The sequence below is a fragment of the Streptomyces albidochromogenes genome (genome assembly GCF_005981925.1).
In the GTDB taxonomy this organism is placed as follows: domain Bacteria; phylum Actinomycetota; class Actinomycetes; order Streptomycetales; family Streptomycetaceae; genus Streptomyces; species Streptomyces albidochromogenes.
In genome coordinates this window covers 1-18,570 of the sequence record NZ_VBVX01000121.1, presented here as the reverse complement: position 1 = coordinate 18,570, position 18,570 = coordinate 1, and the positions used below count along the sequence as shown (strand labels likewise).

Genomic DNA, 18,570 nt, shown 5'->3' with positions numbered 1-18,570 from the left:
GGGGTGCCCCGACCGGCCGCGGTGACCGGTCGGGGCGTCGGCGCTGGTGCGGCTCGCGAGAGAGGTAGCCGGCTGCCGCACCATCGGTCCGACCCTGGTCATGCCAGCAAGGTCAGTGCCGTTGACGCCGAGTTCGTGATCATGCTGCTGTGACGTCGCCATCGAGTGGGAGAGCGGCGAGCGCGTCCACCTGGTGTCCCTGGACGTCCCCCAGTCCCTGGGGTGCCCCGAGCCCGTACTGCATGGCCTGCTGCAGCTTCCACATTGGATCGTTGGTGTCGGGCAGCGACTGCATCGCCTTGAGGGTCTCGGCTTCGGTGGGCTTGTCGCTCACGTACTGGTGGACGAGCGCAGCCCACGACGGTTCACCGCTGTGGTCTGCCGCGCGGGATGCGATGGCCTTGGCCAGCATCCGATCCCCGTCGCGCTCGGCTCGGCGCATGGCGTGCTCGGCTTCTGCGGGCGTCTCGTACCGTGCTGCCCTGTCGGCTGCGTCCCGCTTGGCGATGACGGTCTGCGGGTCGGGGTTGAAGCCTGTGGTGCCGAACAGCTGTCGTTCCAGCTTGGCCCGCTCGCGGCCGACTGCTGCGCTCTCGTCCTCGCGCAGCTGGTCGAGGGCGTTACGGGCTTCGACGTAGACGCGGGCGAGCATGGTCCGCTTCGCCTGCGGGGTGAGGTTGCGCTGGGAGTTGATGCGCTGGGCGTTGGCGTCGAGCTGCTGCCGGATCTCTTCGGGGGTCATGGCATGTCTCCTCGGGTGAGCTGTTGTTGAGCGGTGGGGATGATGCCGCGGTTGACTTGGTAAACCGGGCAGTTGGGCGTGTGCTGGTCGATGCAGCCGCGCCGGCCCGTGCGGCAGAGCCGGGCACCGCAGCCGAGGACGCACAGCAGGTACGTGCCTCGGCGGAGTGGCTGCGCGCAGCTGGTGCAATACAGGCGGCGGGATTTCATGACCTGGTCGGCATCCGGTAGCGGCTGGTCGCCGGGTCCTGTCCCGGCGGGACAAGCCAGTAACTGGCGCTGCTGCTACTGCGGCCCTCCTCGGAGACGAGGAGGCCGCCGGGCTCCGCCAGCACGGGGGAGCCGACACCGTTGGTGAACTCCCAGGCGATGACGGGCTCGGCCCAGACTTCGCCGTCCTGCTCGCCTAGGCCGGCCACTTGCCAGCCGCCGCCCGGGATGTACTGGGGATCGGTCATGACGCCTCCGGGATGGTGTTCTCGTCGGGTCCCGTCCCAACCGTCCCAACGTCATTCACGCTGGTCAGGCTGGTACGGGTTGTTTCGGTGGGACGGGACGACCCGTCCCAGGTATCCGACCCGTCCCGCGCTGACCAGGGCAGCGACGCTTGGGACGGTTGGGACGGGTCACTGCCGGGGACGGCTTCCGGCTTCTCCGTAGGGCAGTAGCGGGCCCAGGAATCGTCGAACTTGATCCGCAGGAAACCCTTCTTCTGCGGACCGTCCGCAGGCCGGATATTGCCCGACCGGACGCCGTACTTTTCGAGCATGATCGCGAGCCGCCGGGCTGTTAGTCCGTTCGTCCCGTACTCGCCCCAAGGGGCTTCCCTGTCGGTGTTCAGAGCGGTCAGCAAATCCTCGGTCGTCATCTCGGCCGGCCAGCCGGCGGCGCGGAACGCCTTGCGGCAGTCCGTGAGGATGCGTGATTCCTGGGAGCCGCTGCCGTCCGACTCGTCCCGCTCGCCGATCAGCTTCAATGCCGCCTCGCGGGCGAGCTTGGGCCAGATGTCGCCCGCCAGGTCCGCCACGATGATGAGCGGCTCCCAGGTGTCCGCCGCCCGGTCCTCCAGCGGCATCTCCGGCTCGATCTCGCACAGCTCATCCGTGCGCTCGCGCAGCCAGGTGGAGAGCTGCAAGCCGAGGACTTGCAGCCGCGGGGCGTCCCGGCGGGTACGGAACGGCTTCACCTGCTCGTGCGGGGCCCGGCGGCGCATCTGGATGATGACGGCCCGGTCCATGATGGTGTCGGGCATGTCGCCGATCCCGGCGATCCCTGCCATGCAGAAGGTGGGAAACTCCTTCACGGTCTGCTCGGTGCCGACACCGACGACGCGCAGCGTGGGGCGGTTCCGCTGGTGGCCAGCGTTGAGCAGGCCGCGCAGCTCCTCATTGTTCTCAGCCGCCTTCTGGCTTCCGAAGATCGTGTCTGCCTCGTCGACGAGGAGCGTCGGCGGGTCGTCACCGATGCTCCGGAACACCGCCGCGACGGTCGAGTTGACGGTGATCAGCGGCCGGTGAGTCGCCTCGTACACCACATCCATCAACCGGGACTTGCCGCAACGCTTCGTCGGACCGGTGATCACAAGACGGGGGGCGTGCTGCCAAGCCTGCTGGCCGTAGGTCGCGGCGGCCCACAGCGTGGTGGCGATGGCCGCTTCTTCGCTGGGAAAGATGACGTAGTCCTGCATCGTCTCCTTGAGCTCGGTCAGGATTTCAGCCGGCGTCATGTCCTCACGGATCATCAGGCAGCTCCAGCGGTCGAGCGCCTGGCGGACGCAATGGTTCGAAGTGCTTCGGCCTCAGCCAGGCCCCGGGCAACGGCCGCGTCGACGAGAGCGCGCTCCACCTCGTGGGGCGCCATATGCCCGTCATCCACGTGAGCCCACGCCTTAGCCGCAGCCCAGTACAGGCGGTCGTTGCGCGTACCTTCGGCTGCCCCGAGCACGACCCGCACAAGGCCGTTCAGGGCCGCCTCCGACTTGTCCCCGGTCGGTTCGTACCGGCGGGCCGGACGAGAGGCCGGGGCGGGCAGCATGAGCTTGAGCAGCTGCTCGGGTACCGGTTGTACGCCGACGTCCCCGCGCTGGGGGTGGAGCCGGTAGTCACCGGACTTCCCGACGCTGCCGGGACCGACGAGGTAGCCGCCGGTGCCCCGGATGTCGATGCCGGGGCCGAGGCGCCCGGCTGAGTTGGACACGGTGACGCCGTCCGGGACGGAGAGCCACAGGTGGAATCCGCCGGACTGGGTGCAGATGGTCGTCGTGCGCGGGATGTCGAACCCGTGCTTGTCCGCCAGCTGGTGGAGCGTGGTGCACCCGTCGACGCCGTTCTTGCGGTCGAGGTCTAGGCCGATGAACTTGCCTCCGCAGGCGATGCCGTATCCGGCTGCTCGGGGGGCGAGGTCAAAGAGTTGACGGGCATAGGCGGCATCGGTGGTGGCGTCGTGGACGCCGTGTCCCGGCTGCCCGCACTGCCCCCTGCAGCTGTGCCCCTTCTCGTGCGGGGACCGGATCGCCGGCGTCTTGTTGAGGCCGAGAGGGAAGACGGCGTACCCGCGCTCGATGGCGTAGAGGGCGCTGTTTAGGGCTCTCGTCCAGCAGTTCATGCGACCACCGCCGGTACGCGCAGGACGACGACGTACAGCAGGCCGCAGGGCGCGGTCTTGAGGACGGAGCGGACGAGGGGGAGGGGCGCGCGGTGCAGGTGCGGGTGTCCGCACCGGGGGCACTGATCAACCTTGACTTGCCTGTGCCACTTCGCCGAGCGGGACCGGTAAGTGTCGAGCCGTCCTGCTACACGCGGGGGGTCTCCCTGTGGCAGAGTGGTGTCGAGCCCACCGCCCGCAGCGAGGCTTTCACGATCCCCGGCACCCAGCATGTGCCGGGGATCGTTGCTGTTCTGGTGCATGCTGCTCAGTCCTCTCCGGACAGGACACGCACGAGGTCGGCCGTGATGACGACATGGCGACTGCCGAACGGGATGGTCTTAACGGGTGAGTTGCCCTGCTTGATGCGCTCGTGCAGGTGACTCTTGCTGCAGCCGAGGGCTTTTGCTGCCCGGGGGATGCTGACGGTGGCCGGCCAACTGCGGACTTCGGCGAGCGTCGGTTGGGGGCGGTCGGCGCCCCTGCCTCCACGAACCGTGGCGGCGATGGCGGCCGTTCTGGGGGCGGTCACGCTGCAACCTCCTCAGCCTGCTCGGCGTCCCATCGGTCGAGCAGGTCAGGGTCGTACAGCCACTGCCGTCCCCGCTTGACCCCAGTAGGGATGTAGTTGACGTGCCGCCAGTACCGAATCGTCGCCGGGGCGACGCGATACCTCTTGGCAACCTCTTCGGTAGTTAGGTACTTCTCGATGCGTTCAGCGAGGTTCATCCGTGCCTCTCAGAAGTCGTGTGTCACCTTTGCTCAATCACGACAAGCCCTGTTGTACCTGATGGTGTCGTGATTGCGCAAGCATGTCGACGTGCTTGCGCAGTCACGTTGACTGGCGTTGGAATCGCGCATACCGTCGGCTCGTGATTACCGACCGAGACCTGCCGCAGCCGTGGCGAGTAGTTGCCTCGCCTATCGACCAGGACAGTGCGACCCAGCTGGACGCCGTGGCTGGGCTGAAGACCGGGATCGAAGATCCTGTGTCATGGGACTTGATCGAAAACGTGGAGACGAGGAGACGCCTGATGCTCCGGATGGGGTTCGACGACACCGGTGTCGTGATCACCGGCGTCTATGTCCCGGGCCCAGATGCGTTGGGAATTGGCGAGCTGCGGAACCTGCCGCTGGCTGCCATTGAGACGGCAGTGCGCTCCCGGAAGGCTCACGCGAAGACGACGATCAGTGCCGCTGTAATGGCGGGGCCGGATGCTCACGAAGGACCGTTGGGCAATCCGAGCGGGCCGGACGACAGTCGCTTCTATGCCCGGCTCGCCCTGCGGTACCTGAAAGTCGCAGCTAGTTCACCTCGGCCGGCTACCGACTTGGCGAGAGCAGAAGGCGTGACCCCCCGCACCGTTCAGCGCTGGACTGCTCGAGCGCGTGAACTCGGGCTCCTGCCTCCCGGCCGCCCCGGCCGATCTTCCTGACTGACGAGGGGCGCCAGCAGGCCCTGCCACTGCCTGTGGTGGGGCTTTCTCATGCAACCTCGACCCCCCTCTACCGGCCCTACCTTGCAGGTCAGCAGCCCTTACCACCCCCGCTACCGGGGTAAAGGGCCCCCGTGACCCGGGGCGTACTGCGGAACCTGCCGCGAACGCCCCGGGCGGGGCCCGTTCCTGGGGGTGGGTGTAGCGGCCCCCTCTACCCGTTCGGGTCGAGCAGGATCTCTGCGGGCACTGCGCCCTCGATGTCGCGCCGCTGGTAGCCAGCCCCGGACGCTCCATTGATCTTGACTTGCTTGCTCTTGCGCTCGACTCCCGCCGCCTTCAGCGCTTCCGCCAGCTGCTCGGCGTTCCAGTCGCCGTAGGTGTCCTCGTCGAGGTTCACCAGGGCGGCGAGCAGGTCGGGCGTGAACATCCGTACCGAGTGCCGCATCACCTCGAGCACGTCGGACAGGACCGGGGCGAGCTTGACCCCGGACGCGTCGGCCGCCGCGGTGACGTCGCCGGCCGCATCCCCGCCGAGCTGCCCGGCAGCGTGCCGCAGCGCGCGGCCCTTCTGGCACAGGGCGGCGAACCCGGCGCCGTCCAGGTAGTCCGCGCGCACGGTCACATACGACGCGGGCCCGGTGACCAGGACGCCCGTACCGACGTGGTCCTCGGACAGTACGGACGCGTCGGCACCCTGGGCGGCCTTGCCTTTGCCGAGGACCATGTCGGACGACGCCCGGTCGACGACCTGAGTGGAGTACCGCAGGGTGATGATCTCGCGGAGCTTCGTCGGCACCGACTCGGCGTCGGGGCGCTGGCTGGCGAAGTTGGAGACGAACCCGGCGGCCGGCCCGCGCCGTGCGATCCGGCACAGGTTGTTGATGACCTCTTCCCGGTCGTCCTTCTCCATGGCGCTGAAGTACTCCTGCAGCTCGTCGATGGTGACGAAGATGATCGGCAGCTTGTACCGCTCGACAATCTGCGGAGTGAGCTTGCCCTCGGGGCAGACGGACGTCGGCAGCTCACGGAGGATCGCGAACCGGCGTTCCATCTCGATCAGCAGCTCCTGCAGCATGGCCTTGAGCGCTTCCACCGCGTCGTCCTCGGCGCCCATGACGAGCCGGTGAGCGACGGCCCGCATGGGCATCCAGTCGGCGCCGCCCTTCCCGTCCGCCACGTAGTGCCGCACCCACGGGTCGAGCAGCCCGGCCGCGGTCATCAGGCGCTGCGTGAACGTCTTCCCGCGCCGGGGCAGGCCGCCGAAGAACATCGACTGCCACATGACCGGTACGGCGATGCGATTGCCGCGCGCGTCCTGCCCGAACGGGATCGGCTCCCAGATGGAGAACCGCTCCAGCGAGGCGAGCGGGGACGGGTTCGGGGGGCCCAAGTAGGGGTCATCGTCCGCGACCCACATGGACACCCGGCCGGCGTTGCCACCCTTCGCGGCGCGGACGCGGGACATGATGACCTGGATCTCGTCGACCCCCAGCTCTTGCGCGATGACCTCCCGCTTCGCCAGCACGTCGGACGCCGTCTTCCCGCCGCCGCGCGGCAGGTCGAAAATCACTGCCCACCCCCGCCCGTCACGGACCGGGCCCATGCTGCAAGACACCCGCGGAGCGTCCTTCTCCGCGTCCTTGCCGCTGCCGCTTTTCAGGAGGCCGGCGGCGCGCAACGCGTCGTTGAGCTGCTGCGCGGACATGTCCACCTTGAGCGGCGGCGCGCCCTGGTCGAGCAGGTGCGTCTCCCGCCCGCGCCCCAGGTACGCCAGCGGGGCGACCATGGCCGCGGTCATGCCCGTCTGCAGCAGCGGCGTGGCCAGCATGAGGCCGGTCGCAGCAGCGGCCACCCCTACGGCCGCCGCCCCGAACCTCCAACGGCGGCTCTGGGTACGGGCGGCGTGCGCCAGCTGCAGGCGCATCGCCAGCTCGACATCCTCGGGGCGGGCCTTGCACTGGGCGCGCAGCGCCTTGACGGCCGCCGTGTGGTCCTGCGCGGACAGGGTCGGCCACATGCCCACCGTCGCCCGGTAGAAGCCCCGTGCCGCCAACAGGACGGTCTTAACGAGGTACTTCGGGGCTCGGATGCCGTGGTAGCGGGTGTGCCACCAAGTGAGCCGGCCGAACGCCTGGACGTTCGCCAGGATCGACGCCTTCGAGCGGGCCCACGCGGGGAGCACGGGCGCGTCCGGCACGGTCAGCCAGTCCGCCAACGGGTTGTCGGGGCGGTCTACCGCCTCCACTACGGCCGACGTCTCCTCGGCCGGCGGCTCGACCTCCGCCGGGCTGTCGAGAGCGTCGGGGCTGATCGGGTGCAGCTTCTGCAGGGTGTGCCCGTTGACCGGGCCAGCCAGGGTTTCCGTCATGATGTTCTCTCCTGCTCTCTACTGAGTGGCGGGTGGCCCGGGGCGGCCGGGTAGCTTGCCGGCAGTCGGCCGCCCCGGGGTGTAGCTACTTGCCGTTCTTCTCGCGCTTCTCAGCGGCGTCGAAGATGCGGTCCACCTTGCGGATCAGGTCGCCCTGGTAGACGTTGTCGCCCGCGAGATTCCGCTTCGCCATGCGCGCCATGTACCAGGCGACCTTGGCCTGCTCGCCTGCGGTGAGCTGCGGTTCGGTCTTCATGTCTGTCTCCTGTCGCGGATGGTCCGGGGCTGTCCCGGCTCCCCTCACCGCCGGTACGAGACCGGCGGATCGGGCAGCCGGTCAGCCCTTCTTGTGACCGGGCTTGTGCTGCCGGCGGGCGCGCTTGCATGCCGGGCACTTGCGCTCCGGCCCGCTGCCGACGACCGCCAGGGGGATGACCACCCCGCAGATCGCAGGGGTCGAGCCCCTGACGAGCTGGGGGTGACAGTCGGGGCAGTGGAAGTGCGAGTCCAGGACGGTTGCCATGACGGGCTCCTCTCGGTCAGACCTTGCGGAGTTCGTGGGCGTGGCAGAGGGCCGGGCCGATCAGCAGCCCGATCCGGTGCACGGTCCACCGGCCGCCGGTCAGCCGGCCGGGTGGCACCTCGTCGATGATTCGGCCGGTCCGACCGGCCGCGCGGGGGTCGTCCTCGCACGAGACGATCAGCACCTTGTCGCCAGCCTGAAATGACATGCCGTGCTCCTTCCGATTCGGGTCCGGACTGTCCGGCCCTACCGCTCCCCCACGGACGAGCCGCGGGGGACGGAGGGACCGTCAGCTACGGCCCTTCTGGACGTCCTGCCAGACGGAGCGCAGGACGAGCACGCACACGGTCAGAGCGACGGCGGAGATAGCCACGGCCACCGCGGACAGGGCCAGGGCGACCATGAACACCGAGGCACCGGCGCCGATCCCCACCCACTTCGCCGCACTGCCCGACGACTGCGGGGCGGGCGCCTGGTGCTGGCAGGCAGGCGCCTGCTGCTGCTGTGCGGCCTGTACGGCGGCGAGCATCATCGCGAACTGGTCGGACTGGCGGGCAGCTTCCAGCGCCTCGGCAGACGCCTTGTGGAGGTCGCTCACGGCCGGTACCCCCCGTTCAGCAGGTCGACGGCTTCCCGCCGGCGCTCCGAGGCGGTGGTGATGGACACCCCGAGGGCGTCAGCGATGGCCGTGAGCTCGACCTGCTCGGCATCAGATGAGCCGGTCGCGAGGATCATCCGGGCGACCTTCCGGGCGCCCCGCTCCTTCGGGGAAAGGCGTGCCATGTCCTCGGCTTCGACCGCACGCAGCTCCACTTCGGCAGCAGCGGCCCTCGTTTCGACCGCGCGCAGCTGCGCTTCGGCAGCACGCTTACGGGCCGCCTCGGCGCGCTCCTCCGCGTCGGCCGCCGCCTGCCGTTCGGCCGCCGCGATCCGGCGCGCTTCGGCAGCGGCCTTCTCCACTTCGGCGGCAGCCTGGTTCGTTTCGGCTGTGCGTCGCCGCGTTTCGGCTGCGGCCTTGTCCGCTTCGGCCGCACGCTTGTTCGCCTCTGCGGCGTCCGCCGACTCGATGGCAGCCGCGCCCTTCTCCGCGGCCCGCGCCTGCGCTGCCGCGAGAGCATCGGCCTGGGCTTGAGCTGCCCGTGCCTGTGCCTCGGCTACGCCCGTTTCGGCGGCGACCGACAGTCGGGCCGTCGTGATCTGCCCCTCGGCCCGCAGGCGGGCAATCTCCGCCTGTGCGGCCCGCTGAGCTGCCCGCGCCTGAGCCTCGATGCGGCGCTGCTCCTTCTGCTCGATGCGCAGCCGCTCGGCCTCCTCGGCTTCCTCCGGCAGCGCCAACGCCTCGTCCACGCTCAGCCCGTACTTGGCCATGGTCAGCGGCAGACGGGCATCAGACGGCGCCTTACGGATACTGCCGTACTGGCGCTCCAGCATCACCCGGTACACGATCCGGGCCTTCTCCAGCTTCACGGCCTGCGGGTACGACGTGAGGTCGTACAGCTTGATCCGACGGAACATCGCCCCCGACGAGAAAGGAGAGAGCAGCCACCGGTGCAGCGGTACGCCCGCCGACTCGGTGCCCGCGGCGATGTTCGCCGCCTGCATGACGAGCTTGCGGCCGGCCTCCACCGACACGATGAACAGCACGGGCAGCACACCGTGCATAGCCGCGCCCACCAGGTCCTCACGGATCGGCTTCGGAGCCGACGCCGCGTTGAACGCGATGGTGCACACCGTCAGGAAGTGCGCCACCAGGCGCACCACGGGCCAAGGGGTGTGCTTGCGGATCATGTGGAGATCCAGGGCCAGCAGCACAACGATTCCGGCGTCAATCCCGACGGGGAAGACGTGGGCGAACCATCCGAAGTGGTGCTGCTGGCCGAGCCTGACGAGCGCTGAATACGACCCCGTGAAGCCGATGCCGGCCAGGACCGCACCGCCGACGACCGCGAGCACGGTAAGGAGTCGCATCGTCTGCTCGGCGCGTCCGGCACCCGCACCCGTAACGGCGGCCGGTGTACCCGAAGCGACAGTCAGCGCGTCCGGAATAGCGGGGCGCGTACCCGAAACGGCGGCCCGGGGGACCCCATTGAGCGTCTGAGTCACTGGCCGTTCTCCTTCGCGTCCAGGGCGGCGAGCAGGTCGCGCAGGACGTAGTCGAGCCCGCAAGCCGCGCGGATCATCGCGTCCCGGTCGTGGATGTTCGCCTGGGCCTTCTCGTCGAGGACCTTGCGGGCTTGAGCGATGGCCCGGTGCAGCGGCGGGACGATCACGGGCCCGTCCGTCTCCGGGTCGTACAGCGGGTTGTAGGACGTGCTCATCACTCGCCCACCTCTCCGGCGGCGCGCGCAGCCAGGTGCGCGCACAGGTTGACGCCGTGCCTGTCGCCCAGCCGGTTGGCGGCGAGCAGGTCGGCGAGGATCAGCTGAATCGGGGGAAGCGCCCGGACCTCCAGGGAGGCCGCGTTCACCGCGGCCTCCTCGGTCGGCCGGCGCACCAGGGCGGTGCTCACAGTCGGGCCTCCACCAGGGCCGCCGACAGGCGCACCCTCAACTCGGGGATGGTGACCGCGGCGAACGTCGCCAGCTTCTGCTGCAGCTCCAGCAGGTCGGCGTCGTCGTACTCGTGCTCACCGCCGCCCAGCTCGACCGTGATAAACGGCCGGCGGTAGCCCTCGCTGTACGGCCACTGGCACAGCTGGCCGTAGGCCAAGACCGTGCCGTCGTTAAAAGCCACCTCGAGCGGCAGACCGTTGTGCGTCAGGTCAGACCGGGCGCCGCCCGTCTTGTGCAGCCCGTCGCACCAGGACGGCTCGGGCATCGTCACGTCACCGTGGTCGCTGGTGGCCACGGTCACCGTGCGGGCACTCACGCCGGAATCCCGTCAATGAGCGGGTGGACGGCGACACCGAACGGCTTCGGCAGCGGCGTCAGGTCCATCCCGAACGACTGGCCGATCAGGTACCGGGTGATGACGTCGTTCTCGATCTCGCTCCGCCGGGTCGGCATCAGGAGGACCGTCCGCTTACGGGGGCGGACGACGACCGCGCCGAAGAACGACGGGTCGTCGATGCTGGAGTCGAGCAGCTGGACGTTCGTCTCGGTGATCAGCTCGTCCAGCGGGGCGGTGCACAGGCGGTCGATGGTCGGCTCGACAACCGGGGCCGGCGTCTTCTTCGCGGCGCGCCTCTCGGGCTGCGACGGGATGGCCGACAGGTACGGAGTGACGAGCGCTCCGGAGGGCTTGAAGTTCTCGGGTGCTGTGATGCTCACAGCGCCACCCCCAGCACTTCAGCGGGGATACCGCGCTCGGCGGCGTATGCCTTGAGGGCGGACCGCGGCACGCGGATGGTTCCTCGGCCGGCGCCCACACGGTACGAGGCCAGCTGGCCCGTTCGGATGGCGACGTAGATCGTGGAGACGTCGACACCGAGGGCGGCGGCGATTTCCTTTGCCTTCAGAGGCGGCGGGGTGGCCGCGTAAACGGGGGTAGAGTTTTCCTGCATCGGTTTCCTCCAAGTCACCTGATGCACGGCCTCGACGGGCTCGGTGTTAGTAGCACCGAGACACCCCCGTCGGGGCCTTTGTCATGTCTGACTTGTCCCAGCCTGTCGTTCGGCCGGGCACTCCACTAAGGTGTCTTAAGGAGCTTCGTCGTGTCAAGGGGCTTCGTAAGGTGTCTTAAGAAGGGTGAGTTTGGATGGCTGGGGAAGCGAAGCGACTGCCTGTGTACCGAGAGGCAGCCAACGAGATCATTGATCGCATCAAAGGTGGCGAGCTAGTGCCTGGGGGCCCCGCGCCGTCAGCCCGGCAGCTGATGGAAAGCACAGGTATGAGCAGCGCCACTGCGGCTCGCGTCCTCGGCGTGCTGCGCGACGAAGGCTGGATCGACACAGTCCCTGGCCGCGGCAGCTTCGTCCGGACGCCGAACCAGCTGACGCAGGGAGCCGACCGACTCGGCATGCTCCGCAGCGGAGGTACTGGGCTCAGTGACGGTGAGCGCGTCGAAATCCTCGAGGGTCGCACAGAGGCCGCATCCCAGGAAGTGGCCGACGCGCTGGGTATCGAGGCCGGCGAGCGGGTTGCCGTGCGACGTCGCCGCTACATCGACGCGGCCGGCGTTTCCGCGGTGTCCTCGACTTGGATCAGCGGTGCCCTCGCGGAGCATCTGCCTGAGTTCACTCTCGCCGAGCCACTCCCCAAAATGACCTTCGGGCTCCTCGAGGACCGGACCGGCCGCCGAGCCAGTAGGCGGCGCGACGCTGTCTCCGTCCGGCCGGTGCCAGATGACGTTGCCGCGCTTCTGGACGTGCAGACCGGACGAGACGTCCTCGTAGTGACCAACCGGTACTGCGACCAGAACGGCGAACCGACTGAGTACGCCGTGGACTACCACGCGCCGGGCCGTGAGCTCGTGTCCGAGTACGACCTCGACTAGGGCGGCGGGCGGGATGAGACAGACCGCGCCTAAGCGGAGAAGGCCCCGCCGGACGAGCGGCGGGGCCTTCGTTCGTTGCTACTAGGGACGTCTCACACTCGTCTCACAGACCCCCGCGCGCAAGCACATTCCGGTGCCCCGTGACCTGCGGTTTCGTGCGCGCCATGGATGTGTACGTACCTCCATGGACGACAGGTAAGCTCTGGTCACGTGACTGCTGCTCCTGCGAAGCCTCGCATCCCCAACGTCCTGGCCGGCCGCTACGCCTCCGCGCAACTCGCCGTCCTGTGGTCCCCCGAGCAGAAGGTGAAGCTCGAGCGCCGGCTGTGGCTCGCGGTGCTGCGCGCTCAGAAGGACCTCGGCATCGAGGTGCCCGACGAGGCCATCTCCGACTACGAGCGCGTGCTCGACCAGGTCGACCTGGCGTCGATCGCCGAGCGCGAGAAGGTCACGCGCCACGACGTGAAGGCGCGGATCGAGGAGTTCAACGCGCTCGCCGGGCACGAGCAGGTCCACAAGGGCATGACCTCCCGCGACCTCACCGAGAACGTCGAGCAGCTGCAGATCCGGCTCTCGCTGGAGCTGATGCGCGACCGCACGGTCGCCGTGCTGGCGCGGCTGGGCAAGCTGTCCGGTGAGTACGCGGAGCTCGTCATGGCGGGCCGCTCCCACAACGTCGCGGCTCAGGCGACGACTCTCGGCAAGCGCTTCGCGACGGCGGCCGACGAGCTGCTGGTGGCGTACGGACGCCTTGAGGAGCTGCTCGGCCGCTACCCGCTGCGCGGGATCAAGGGCCCGGTCGGCACGGCCCAGGACATGCTGGACCTGCTGGGCGGCGACGCCGGCAAGCTGGCGGACCTGGAGCAGCGGATCGCCGTCCACCTCGGCTTCTCGCAGGCCTTCACCTCGGTGGGCCAGGTCTACCCGCGCTCGCTGGACTACGAGGTCGTCACCGCGCTCGTGCAGCTGGCGGGCGCGCCCTCCTCCCTGGCCAAGACCATCCGGCTGATGGCCGGGCACGAGCTGGTGACGGAGGGCTTCAAGCCCGGCCAGGTCGGCTCCTCCGCGATGCCGCACAAGATGAACACCCGCTCCTGCGAGCGTGTGAACGGCCTCATGGTGATCCTGCGCGGCTACGCCTCGATGACGGGCGAGCTGGCCGGTGACCAGTGGAACGAGGGCGACGTGTCCTGCTCGGTGGTGCGCCGTGTCGCGCTGCCCGACGCGTTCTTCGCCTTCGACGGTCTCCTGGAGACCTTCCTCACGGTGCTCGACGAGTTCGGCGCGTTCCCGGCGGTCGTGGCCCGCGAGCTCGACCGCTACCTCCCCTTCCTCGCCACGACGAAGGTGCTCATGGCTTCGGTACGGGCCGGGGTCGGCCGCGAGGTGGCGCACGAGGCCATCAAGGAGAACGCCGTCGCCTCGGCGCTGGCGATGCGTGAGCAGGGCGCCGAGCGCAACGAACTCCTCGACAAGCTGGCCGCCGACGACCGGATCCCGCTCGACCGTTCCCAGCTGGACGAGTTGATGGCCGACAAGCTGTCCTTCACCGGTGCGGCGGCTCAGCAGGTCGGCTCCGTGATCTCCCGGATCGAGGAGATCGCCAAGCAGCACCCCGACGCCGCCGGGTACACCCCCGGATCGATCCTCTGATCCGCGCGGCATGACACCCGAAGAGCTCCTGGCCGCCCGCGACCGCCTCGTCCCCGATGTGGTCGCGGGCGGCCTGCGGGTGCTCTTCTGCGGTATCAACCCCGGGCTGATGTCGGCGGCCACCGGCCACCACTTCGCCCGCCCCGGAAACCGCTTCTGGCCGGTGCTCCACCTCTCGGGCTTCACTCCCCGGCAGCTGAAGCCGGCGGAGCAGGACGAACTCCTCTCCTACGGTCTGGGCATCACCAATGTGGTGGCCAGGGCGAGCGCGCGGGCCGACGAGATAAGCGACGAGGAGTTCCGCGAAGGCGGGCGCGTCCTCACGGAGAAGGTCGAGCTGCTGCGGCCCCGGTGGCTCGCGGTGGTGGGCATCACGGCCTACCGCACGGCGTTCGGGGAGCGGAAGGCGACGGTCGGGCCCCAGGAGCGGACGATCGGCGCGACCCGGATCTGGGTCCTGCCCAACCCGAGCGGGCTCAACGCCCACTGGACCGCACAGACCATGGCCGAGGAGTTCGCCCGGCTGCGGGCCGCGTCACTGGGCGAGGACCCGACGGCCGGAGGCTAGCGGCGGGCAGACGCGCCGCCTGGCTCCTTCCGGCGTCGCCGCGCTACGGCGGATCGATGCCGGTGACGACCGCCGCCAGCGCGTACGACGGCCCCTCGGCATCCAGGGCCAGCCCCACCGCGATCCACCGGCCGTCGGCCCGCCACAGGTGCAGGCTGTCGAACCCGGCGCTCAGCTCGTCCCAGGGCGCCGGTACGGCCTCTCCCCCGACGCTCCGTTCCAGCAGACTCCAGAGGCCGAACACCTGGGCCTCACCCCACCGCCCGTCGAGTACGGCCACCAGCGCGTCGTGCTCGGCCAGGCACCGCTCCCGCGCTTCCACTTGGTCCGCGGCGTCCTCGCCGGCCGGCTCCCCGGCCGGCTCCCCGGCCGCGCTCAGTTCCACCGTGTGGTAGCCGGGTCCGCTGAAGCCGCTTTCCGTCCTGCGGCGCTGAGCCGGGAACTCCCGGGTGCGCAACAGGTCTATGAGGGCGAGATACCGTGCGGTGCTCATGTCGTCAGTAAACCTCCCGCCACTGACAACTGGCCCTGTGTCAGGCGTCGCGACGCAGCAGCGCCCACCGTCCGGCGAGCACCGCCGTCGCCGCCCATCCGGCCGTGACCGCGAGCCCCGTCCACGGGCCCAGGCTGCCAGTCGGCCGCGCCCGGATCACCAACTGCCCCGCGCGGTCCGGCAGGTAGGCGGCGATCCCCTCCGCGACGTCCCCGAGCACGAACGAGACGATCAGAACGAAGGGTATGAGCAGGCTCAGCACGGCCACGCCGCTGCGGAACAGGGTGGTCAGGCCGGCGGCGAGGAGGGCCATCAGCGCGAGGTAGACGGCGCTGCCCACACAGGCGCGCAGGACGCCCGGGTGCCCGAGCCCCATGGCGTATTCCCCCATGAAGGCCTGCCCCGCCAGGAACGACACGAAGCCGGTCACCAGCCCCACGGCCAGCACCGGTCCGGCCACGAGTGCCATCTTGGCGGCGTAGAAGCGGCTTCGGTCGGGCACGGCGGCGAGAGAGGTCCGCAGGGCGCCGTTCGCGTACTCCGCGGAGACCACCAGGGTGCCGAAGGCGATGGCGGCGATCTGGCCGAAGTTCACGGCGTGGAAGGCGCCGAAGACGGGGTCGAAGCCGGCGTGGCGGGCCTCCGATCGGCCCACCGCGGCGCTCACCAGAACGGTGATGCACAGGGTGACGACGAAGACCGCCGCCAGCGAGCCGACGACGGAACGCATCGACATGATCTTGAGCCACTCGGAGCGCAGTGCGGCAGCGGTCGGCATGTCAGACCTCCTGACGGGTCGTGGGGGACGTGGACGCGAACGGTGCCTCGCCCGCCGTGAGATCGAGGTAGGCCTGCTCAAGGGAGGGCTGCTCGTCGGACAGTTCGAGGATCGGGATGCCTTCGCGGGCCGCTGTCGTGCCGATCGCCTCCGCCTTGGCCCCGTCCACGGTCCAGCGCCCGTCATCACCGGGCTCCAGTGCGAAACCCGATCGGGCCAGTGCGGAGCGGAGCCGGTCCGGGGCGGTGGTGCGCAGCCGGACCCGGGGCCGGCTGCGCGCGTCGAGGAACTCCCGCAGGGGCGCGTCGGCCAGCAGCCTGCCCCGGCCGAGGACGACAAGATGGTCGGCGAACGTCGCCGTCTCGTTCATGAGATGGCTGGAGACGAGTACGGTACGGCCCTCGCGGGCGAGCCGCGTCATCAGTTCACGGATCCAGATGATGCCTTCCGGGTCCAGGCCGTTGGACGGCTCGTCGAGCATCACCACCGGTGGATCGCCGAGCAGTGCCGCGGCGACCCCCAGACGCTGCCGCATGCCCAGCGAGAACGTCCTCACGCGGCGCCCCGCGACAGCTGCCAGACCGGATTCCTCCAGGACCTGGTCGACGCGGCGTACCGATATCCGGTTGCTCGCCGCGAGAACGCGCAGATGGTCACGGGCGGTTCGGGCCCCGTGCGCCGCGTGGGCGTCGAGCAGCGCCCCGACCCGGCGCAACGGCTCCTCGGCATCCGCGTACCGTCGGCCTGCGACGGTGGCGGAACCGGACGTGGGGCGGTCCAGGCCGAGGACGAGGCGCATCGTGGTGGACTTGCCGGCGCCGTTCGGTCCGAGGAACCCGGTGACCCGGCCGGGCCGCACACTGAACGTGAGACGGTCCACGGCACGTGTGGTGCCGTACACCTTCGTGAGCTCTTGGACGTCGATGCTGTTCATGGCTTCAGATTGGCCTTCGCGCCGGCGGCCGGTCCTCCCCCGTCCGAGGGGACCGTCTCCCCCGCACGGGGGAGCCGTCGCCGCGCCCTGCGCTGGCACGATGACGTCATGCGTCACGTCAAGTCCCGTCTCCTGCGCCCTCTGACACGACCGGTCACGTACACCCGCTGGGTGCATCTGTGGATCGCCGTGGTGGTGATCGGCCTGTGGATGTTCATCGACACCTCCCGGCTGTACGTGCCGGTGGTGCTGGTCGCGCTGGCCGGCCTCGTCCCCTGGGTCCGCCAGGTGGAAGGCGTACAGGCGCGGTTGCTGCTGTTGCCGAACAAGGCCGGTGGAGAGGACGCGGTCATCGTGGCGGCGCCCTCGGCGTCCTGGGCCGACCGCTGGCGGACCGTCCTGTGGCTGGAGGTCAGGCTGGTGCTGGGGTGTTCGGTGGCCCTGCTCACCGGCCAGTTGCCCATGACCTCGGTGGACCTGGTGGTCCTGGCGGCCGGTGGTTCAGTCGACGAATCCATATTCCTGGGGTCGTTGCCGGGCGGTCACTGGTGGTACGCCCTGCTCTCGCCGCTGCCGTTGGTCGTTCTGATGGCCGTGGTGGTGGGGGCGGGCGAGCTGATCACCCGGGTCGCCAAGCGCCTGCTGGGGCCGTCCGCGGCCGAGCGGCTGACCGCGCTCGAAGAGCGCACCGAGAGGCTTCTGGAGCGCAATCGCATCGCCCGTGAGCTGCATGATTCGATCGGGCATGCCCTCACCGTCGCCGTGGTGCAGGCGGGCGCCGCCCGTGCCGCGAACAGCGCGGAGTTCACCGACCGGGCACTGGCCGCCATCGAGGACACGAGCCGGGCGGCGCTGGAGGATCTGGAGCGCGTCCTGCTCGTCCTTCGGGAATCGGGGCGTTCTCCCGGTCCGGGTCCGACCCTGGCCGAGGCGGACCGGCTGCTGGAGTCGGCCCGGGCCTCCGGAGCGAAGGTGGACGCGGACGTATCAGGGCAGTTGGAGCGGATCGCCGGTCCCGTCTCCCGGGAGGGTTACCGCATCCTCCAGGAGTCGCTCACCAACGTGCTGCGACACAGCGGACCGGTCCCCGTCCAGGTACGCATAGCCGTCCTCGCGGGCCGGCTCGAACTGGACGTGACCAGCCCGCTCGACGCCGCCGGGCCGCCACCGGGCGACGGCAACGGACTGCGCGGCATACGGGAGCGGGCCGCTCTCCTCGGCGGCGAGGCGCACGCCGGACCGCACGAGGGCGAGTGGTGGGTGTACGTGAGGCTGCCGCTTGACGGCCTACGCTGAGCGGATGCCCGTTACCGTTCTTCTGGTCGACGACGAGCCTCTTGTCCGCGCGGGTCTGCGTGCCGTCCTGGAGGCGCAGCCCGACATCAGCGTCGCAGGAGAGGCCGCCGACGGCGCCGCTGTGATTCCGCTCGTCCGTCAACTGCGCCCCGATGTCGTGGCGATGGATGTCCGGATGCCTCTGATGGACGGCATCGAGGCGACCCGGGCGGTGCTGCGCACCATTCAGGATCCGCCGAAGATCCTCGTCGTCACGACCTTCGAGAACGACGAGTACGTGTACGAGGCGCTGCGCGCCGGAGCGGACGGCTTCCTGCTGAAGCGCTCGCGTCCCGCCGAGATCGTGCACGCGGTCCGGCTGGTCGCCGAGGGCGAGTCGCTGCTGTTCCCCGCCGCGGTCCGTGCCCTGGCCGCGGAGTACGGCAGCAGCCCCGCGCGCGCGGCCATGGAGCGGGCGGCGCTCACGGAGCGGGAGGCAGCGGTGCTGCGGCTGATGGCCCGGGGTTTGTCCAACGCGGAGATCGCCACGCGGCTCGTCGTGGGCACCGAGACGGTGAAGACGCATGTCAGCGCGGTGCTCGCCAAGCTGGGAGCCCGGGACCGGACGCAGGCCGTGATCGCGGCGTACGAGTCGGGCTTCGTCACGCCCCGGTGAGGTCCACCGGCGCGGCGCGTTCGGCGGCGCGCCGGTGGACCTCAC

Annotated in this window: 26 protein-coding genes; 6 read left to right on the top strand and 20 right to left on the bottom strand. The window is 69.8% G+C overall.

Features of this window, described 5'->3' with window-relative positions:
- Positions 1 to 139: 139 nt before the first annotated feature.
- From E2E34_RS17480 to E2E34_RS17455, 6 genes are all read right to left on the bottom strand, one after another.
- Complete coding sequence (locus E2E34_RS17480) at positions 140 to 742, bottom strand: hypothetical protein (RefSeq protein ID WP_138902851.1); 603 nt, start codon at positions 740 to 742, stop codon at positions 140 to 142.
- A gap of 205 nt (positions 743 to 947) precedes the next feature.
- Entirely contained in the window at positions 948 to 1,199 is a 252-nt protein-coding gene (locus tag E2E34_RS17475; protein ID WP_138902850.1) for a hypothetical protein, read from the bottom strand.
- Complete coding sequence (locus E2E34_RS17470) at positions 1,196 to 2,482, bottom strand: DUF3631 domain-containing protein (RefSeq protein ID WP_138902849.1); 1,287 nt, start codon at positions 2,480 to 2,482, stop codon at positions 1,196 to 1,198. The genes E2E34_RS17475 and E2E34_RS17470 overlap by 4 nt, the downstream gene beginning before the upstream one ends.
- Positions 2,482 to 3,345, bottom strand: coding sequence for a bifunctional DNA primase/polymerase (locus tag E2E34_RS17465; protein WP_138902848.1), 864 nt, complete (start codon positions 3,343 to 3,345; stop codon positions 2,482 to 2,484). Before E2E34_RS17465 ends, E2E34_RS17470 begins: the two co-directional genes overlap by 1 nt.
- 307 nt (positions 3,346 to 3,652) lie before the next feature.
- Positions 3,653 to 3,916, bottom strand: a complete 264-nt coding sequence (locus tag E2E34_RS17460; RefSeq protein WP_244315816.1) for a DNA-binding protein — start codon at positions 3,914 to 3,916, stop codon at positions 3,653 to 3,655.
- Entirely contained in the window at positions 3,913 to 4,113 is a 201-nt protein-coding gene (locus E2E34_RS17455) for a helix-turn-helix domain-containing protein (RefSeq protein ID WP_138902847.1), read from the bottom strand. The genes E2E34_RS17460 and E2E34_RS17455 overlap by 4 nt, the downstream gene beginning before the upstream one ends.
- 143 nt (positions 4,114 to 4,256) lie before the next feature.
- On the opposite strand from E2E34_RS17455, the gene E2E34_RS17450 reads away from it, so the two are divergent.
- Entirely contained in the window at positions 4,257 to 4,820 is a 564-nt protein-coding gene (locus E2E34_RS17450) for a helix-turn-helix domain-containing protein (RefSeq protein WP_138902846.1), read from the top strand.
- 214 nt (positions 4,821 to 5,034) lie between these two features.
- Here the strand turns inward: E2E34_RS17450 and E2E34_RS17445 are convergent, their stop codons facing one another.
- The 11 genes from E2E34_RS17445 to E2E34_RS17400 form a co-directional block, all read right to left on the bottom strand.
- Positions 5,035 to 7,191 carry an FtsK/SpoIIIE domain-containing protein gene (locus E2E34_RS17445; RefSeq protein WP_244315814.1) on the bottom strand — a complete coding sequence of 719 codons (2,157 nt, stop codon included), beginning with the start codon at positions 7,189 to 7,191 and terminating at the stop codon, positions 5,035 to 5,037.
- An 85-nt stretch (positions 7,192 to 7,276) separates the two neighbouring features.
- Complete coding sequence (locus E2E34_RS35475; protein WP_167518304.1) at positions 7,277 to 7,447, bottom strand: DUF6257 family protein; 171 nt, start codon at positions 7,445 to 7,447, stop codon at positions 7,277 to 7,279.
- An 81-nt stretch (positions 7,448 to 7,528) separates the two neighbouring features.
- Positions 7,529 to 7,714, bottom strand: coding sequence for a hypothetical protein (locus tag E2E34_RS17440; protein WP_138902845.1), 186 nt, complete (start codon positions 7,712 to 7,714; stop codon positions 7,529 to 7,531).
- Positions 7,715 to 7,730: 16 nt separating this feature from the next.
- Positions 7,731 to 7,922 carry a hypothetical protein gene (locus E2E34_RS17435; protein WP_138902844.1) on the bottom strand — a complete coding sequence of 64 codons (192 nt, stop codon included), beginning with the start codon at positions 7,920 to 7,922 and terminating at the stop codon, positions 7,731 to 7,733.
- A gap of 81 nt (positions 7,923 to 8,003) precedes the next feature.
- The gene (locus tag E2E34_RS17430; protein ID WP_138902843.1) at positions 8,004 to 8,312 is read right to left on the bottom strand and encodes a hypothetical protein; all 309 of its coding nucleotides are present in this window, start codon (positions 8,310 to 8,312) and stop codon (positions 8,004 to 8,006) included.
- Complete coding sequence (locus tag E2E34_RS17425; RefSeq protein WP_138902842.1) at positions 8,309 to 9,682, bottom strand: DUF2637 domain-containing protein; 1,374 nt, start codon at positions 9,680 to 9,682, stop codon at positions 8,309 to 8,311. The genes E2E34_RS17430 and E2E34_RS17425 overlap by 4 nt, the downstream gene beginning before the upstream one ends.
- 131 nt (positions 9,683 to 9,813) lie before the next feature.
- On the bottom strand, positions 9,814 to 10,032 hold the full coding sequence (locus tag E2E34_RS17420; RefSeq protein WP_138902841.1) for a hypothetical protein: 219 nt from the start codon (positions 10,030 to 10,032) through the stop codon (positions 9,814 to 9,816).
- Positions 10,032 to 10,223, bottom strand: coding sequence for a hypothetical protein (locus E2E34_RS17415; RefSeq protein WP_138902840.1), 192 nt, complete (start codon positions 10,221 to 10,223; stop codon positions 10,032 to 10,034). The genes E2E34_RS17420 and E2E34_RS17415 overlap by 1 nt, the downstream gene beginning before the upstream one ends.
- A complete protein-coding gene (locus E2E34_RS17410) occupies positions 10,220 to 10,582 on the bottom strand; it encodes a DUF6907 domain-containing protein (RefSeq protein ID WP_138902839.1) in 363 nt (120 codons plus the stop codon). Before E2E34_RS17410 ends, E2E34_RS17415 begins: the two co-directional genes overlap by 4 nt.
- Complete coding sequence (locus tag E2E34_RS17405; RefSeq protein ID WP_138902838.1) at positions 10,579 to 10,983, bottom strand: hypothetical protein; 405 nt, start codon at positions 10,981 to 10,983, stop codon at positions 10,579 to 10,581. Before E2E34_RS17405 ends, E2E34_RS17410 begins: the two co-directional genes overlap by 4 nt.
- A complete protein-coding gene (locus E2E34_RS17400; RefSeq protein WP_138902837.1) occupies positions 10,980 to 11,216 on the bottom strand; it encodes a helix-turn-helix domain-containing protein in 237 nt (78 codons plus the stop codon). The genes E2E34_RS17405 and E2E34_RS17400 overlap by 4 nt, the downstream gene beginning before the upstream one ends.
- Positions 11,217 to 11,410: 194 nt before the next feature.
- On the opposite strand from E2E34_RS17400, the gene E2E34_RS17395 reads away from it, so the two are divergent.
- The 3 genes from E2E34_RS17395 to mug all read left to right on the top strand — a co-directional run bounded on the left by E2E34_RS17395 (position 11,411) and on the right by mug (position 14,369).
- Positions 11,411 to 12,148, top strand: coding sequence for a GntR family transcriptional regulator (locus tag E2E34_RS17395; RefSeq protein ID WP_138902836.1), 738 nt, complete (start codon positions 11,411 to 11,413; stop codon positions 12,146 to 12,148).
- A gap of 210 nt (positions 12,149 to 12,358) precedes the next feature.
- Entirely contained in the window at positions 12,359 to 13,801 is a 1,443-nt protein-coding gene (gene purB / locus E2E34_RS17390) for an adenylosuccinate lyase (protein ID WP_138902835.1), read from the top strand.
- Positions 13,802 to 13,811: 10 nt separating this feature from the next.
- Positions 13,812 to 14,369 carry a G/U mismatch-specific DNA glycosylase gene (gene mug / locus E2E34_RS17385; RefSeq protein ID WP_138902834.1) on the top strand — a complete coding sequence of 186 codons (558 nt, stop codon included), beginning with the start codon at positions 13,812 to 13,814 and terminating at the stop codon, positions 14,367 to 14,369.
- Positions 14,370 to 14,412: 43 nt separating this feature from the next.
- On the opposite strand, the gene E2E34_RS17380 is transcribed toward mug, so the two are convergent.
- From E2E34_RS17380 to E2E34_RS17370, 3 genes are read right to left on the bottom strand one after another with little or no spacing between them, the layout of a single operon-like run.
- Entirely contained in the window at positions 14,413 to 14,862 is a 450-nt protein-coding gene (locus E2E34_RS17380) for a hypothetical protein (RefSeq protein ID WP_138902833.1), read from the bottom strand.
- A 40-nt stretch (positions 14,863 to 14,902) separates the two neighbouring features.
- On the bottom strand, positions 14,903 to 15,640 hold the full coding sequence (locus E2E34_RS17375; RefSeq protein WP_138902832.1) for an ABC transporter permease: 738 nt from the start codon (positions 15,638 to 15,640) through the stop codon (positions 14,903 to 14,905).
- A gap of 1 nt (position 15,641) precedes the next feature.
- Positions 15,642 to 16,574 carry an ATP-binding cassette domain-containing protein gene (locus tag E2E34_RS17370; protein WP_138902831.1) on the bottom strand — a complete coding sequence of 311 codons (933 nt, stop codon included), beginning with the start codon at positions 16,572 to 16,574 and terminating at the stop codon, positions 15,642 to 15,644.
- A gap of 108 nt (positions 16,575 to 16,682) precedes the next feature.
- Between E2E34_RS17370 and E2E34_RS17365 the strand changes: the two genes are divergently transcribed.
- Complete coding sequence (locus E2E34_RS17365; protein WP_138902830.1) at positions 16,683 to 17,870, top strand: sensor histidine kinase; 1,188 nt, start codon at positions 16,683 to 16,685, stop codon at positions 17,868 to 17,870.
- 4 nt (positions 17,871 to 17,874) lie between these two features.
- Positions 17,875 to 18,525: a response regulator gene (locus E2E34_RS17360; protein WP_138902829.1), complete on the top strand. Its 651-nt coding sequence runs from the start codon at positions 17,875 to 17,877 to the stop codon at positions 18,523 to 18,525.
- Positions 18,526 to 18,570 lie beyond the last annotated feature (45 nt).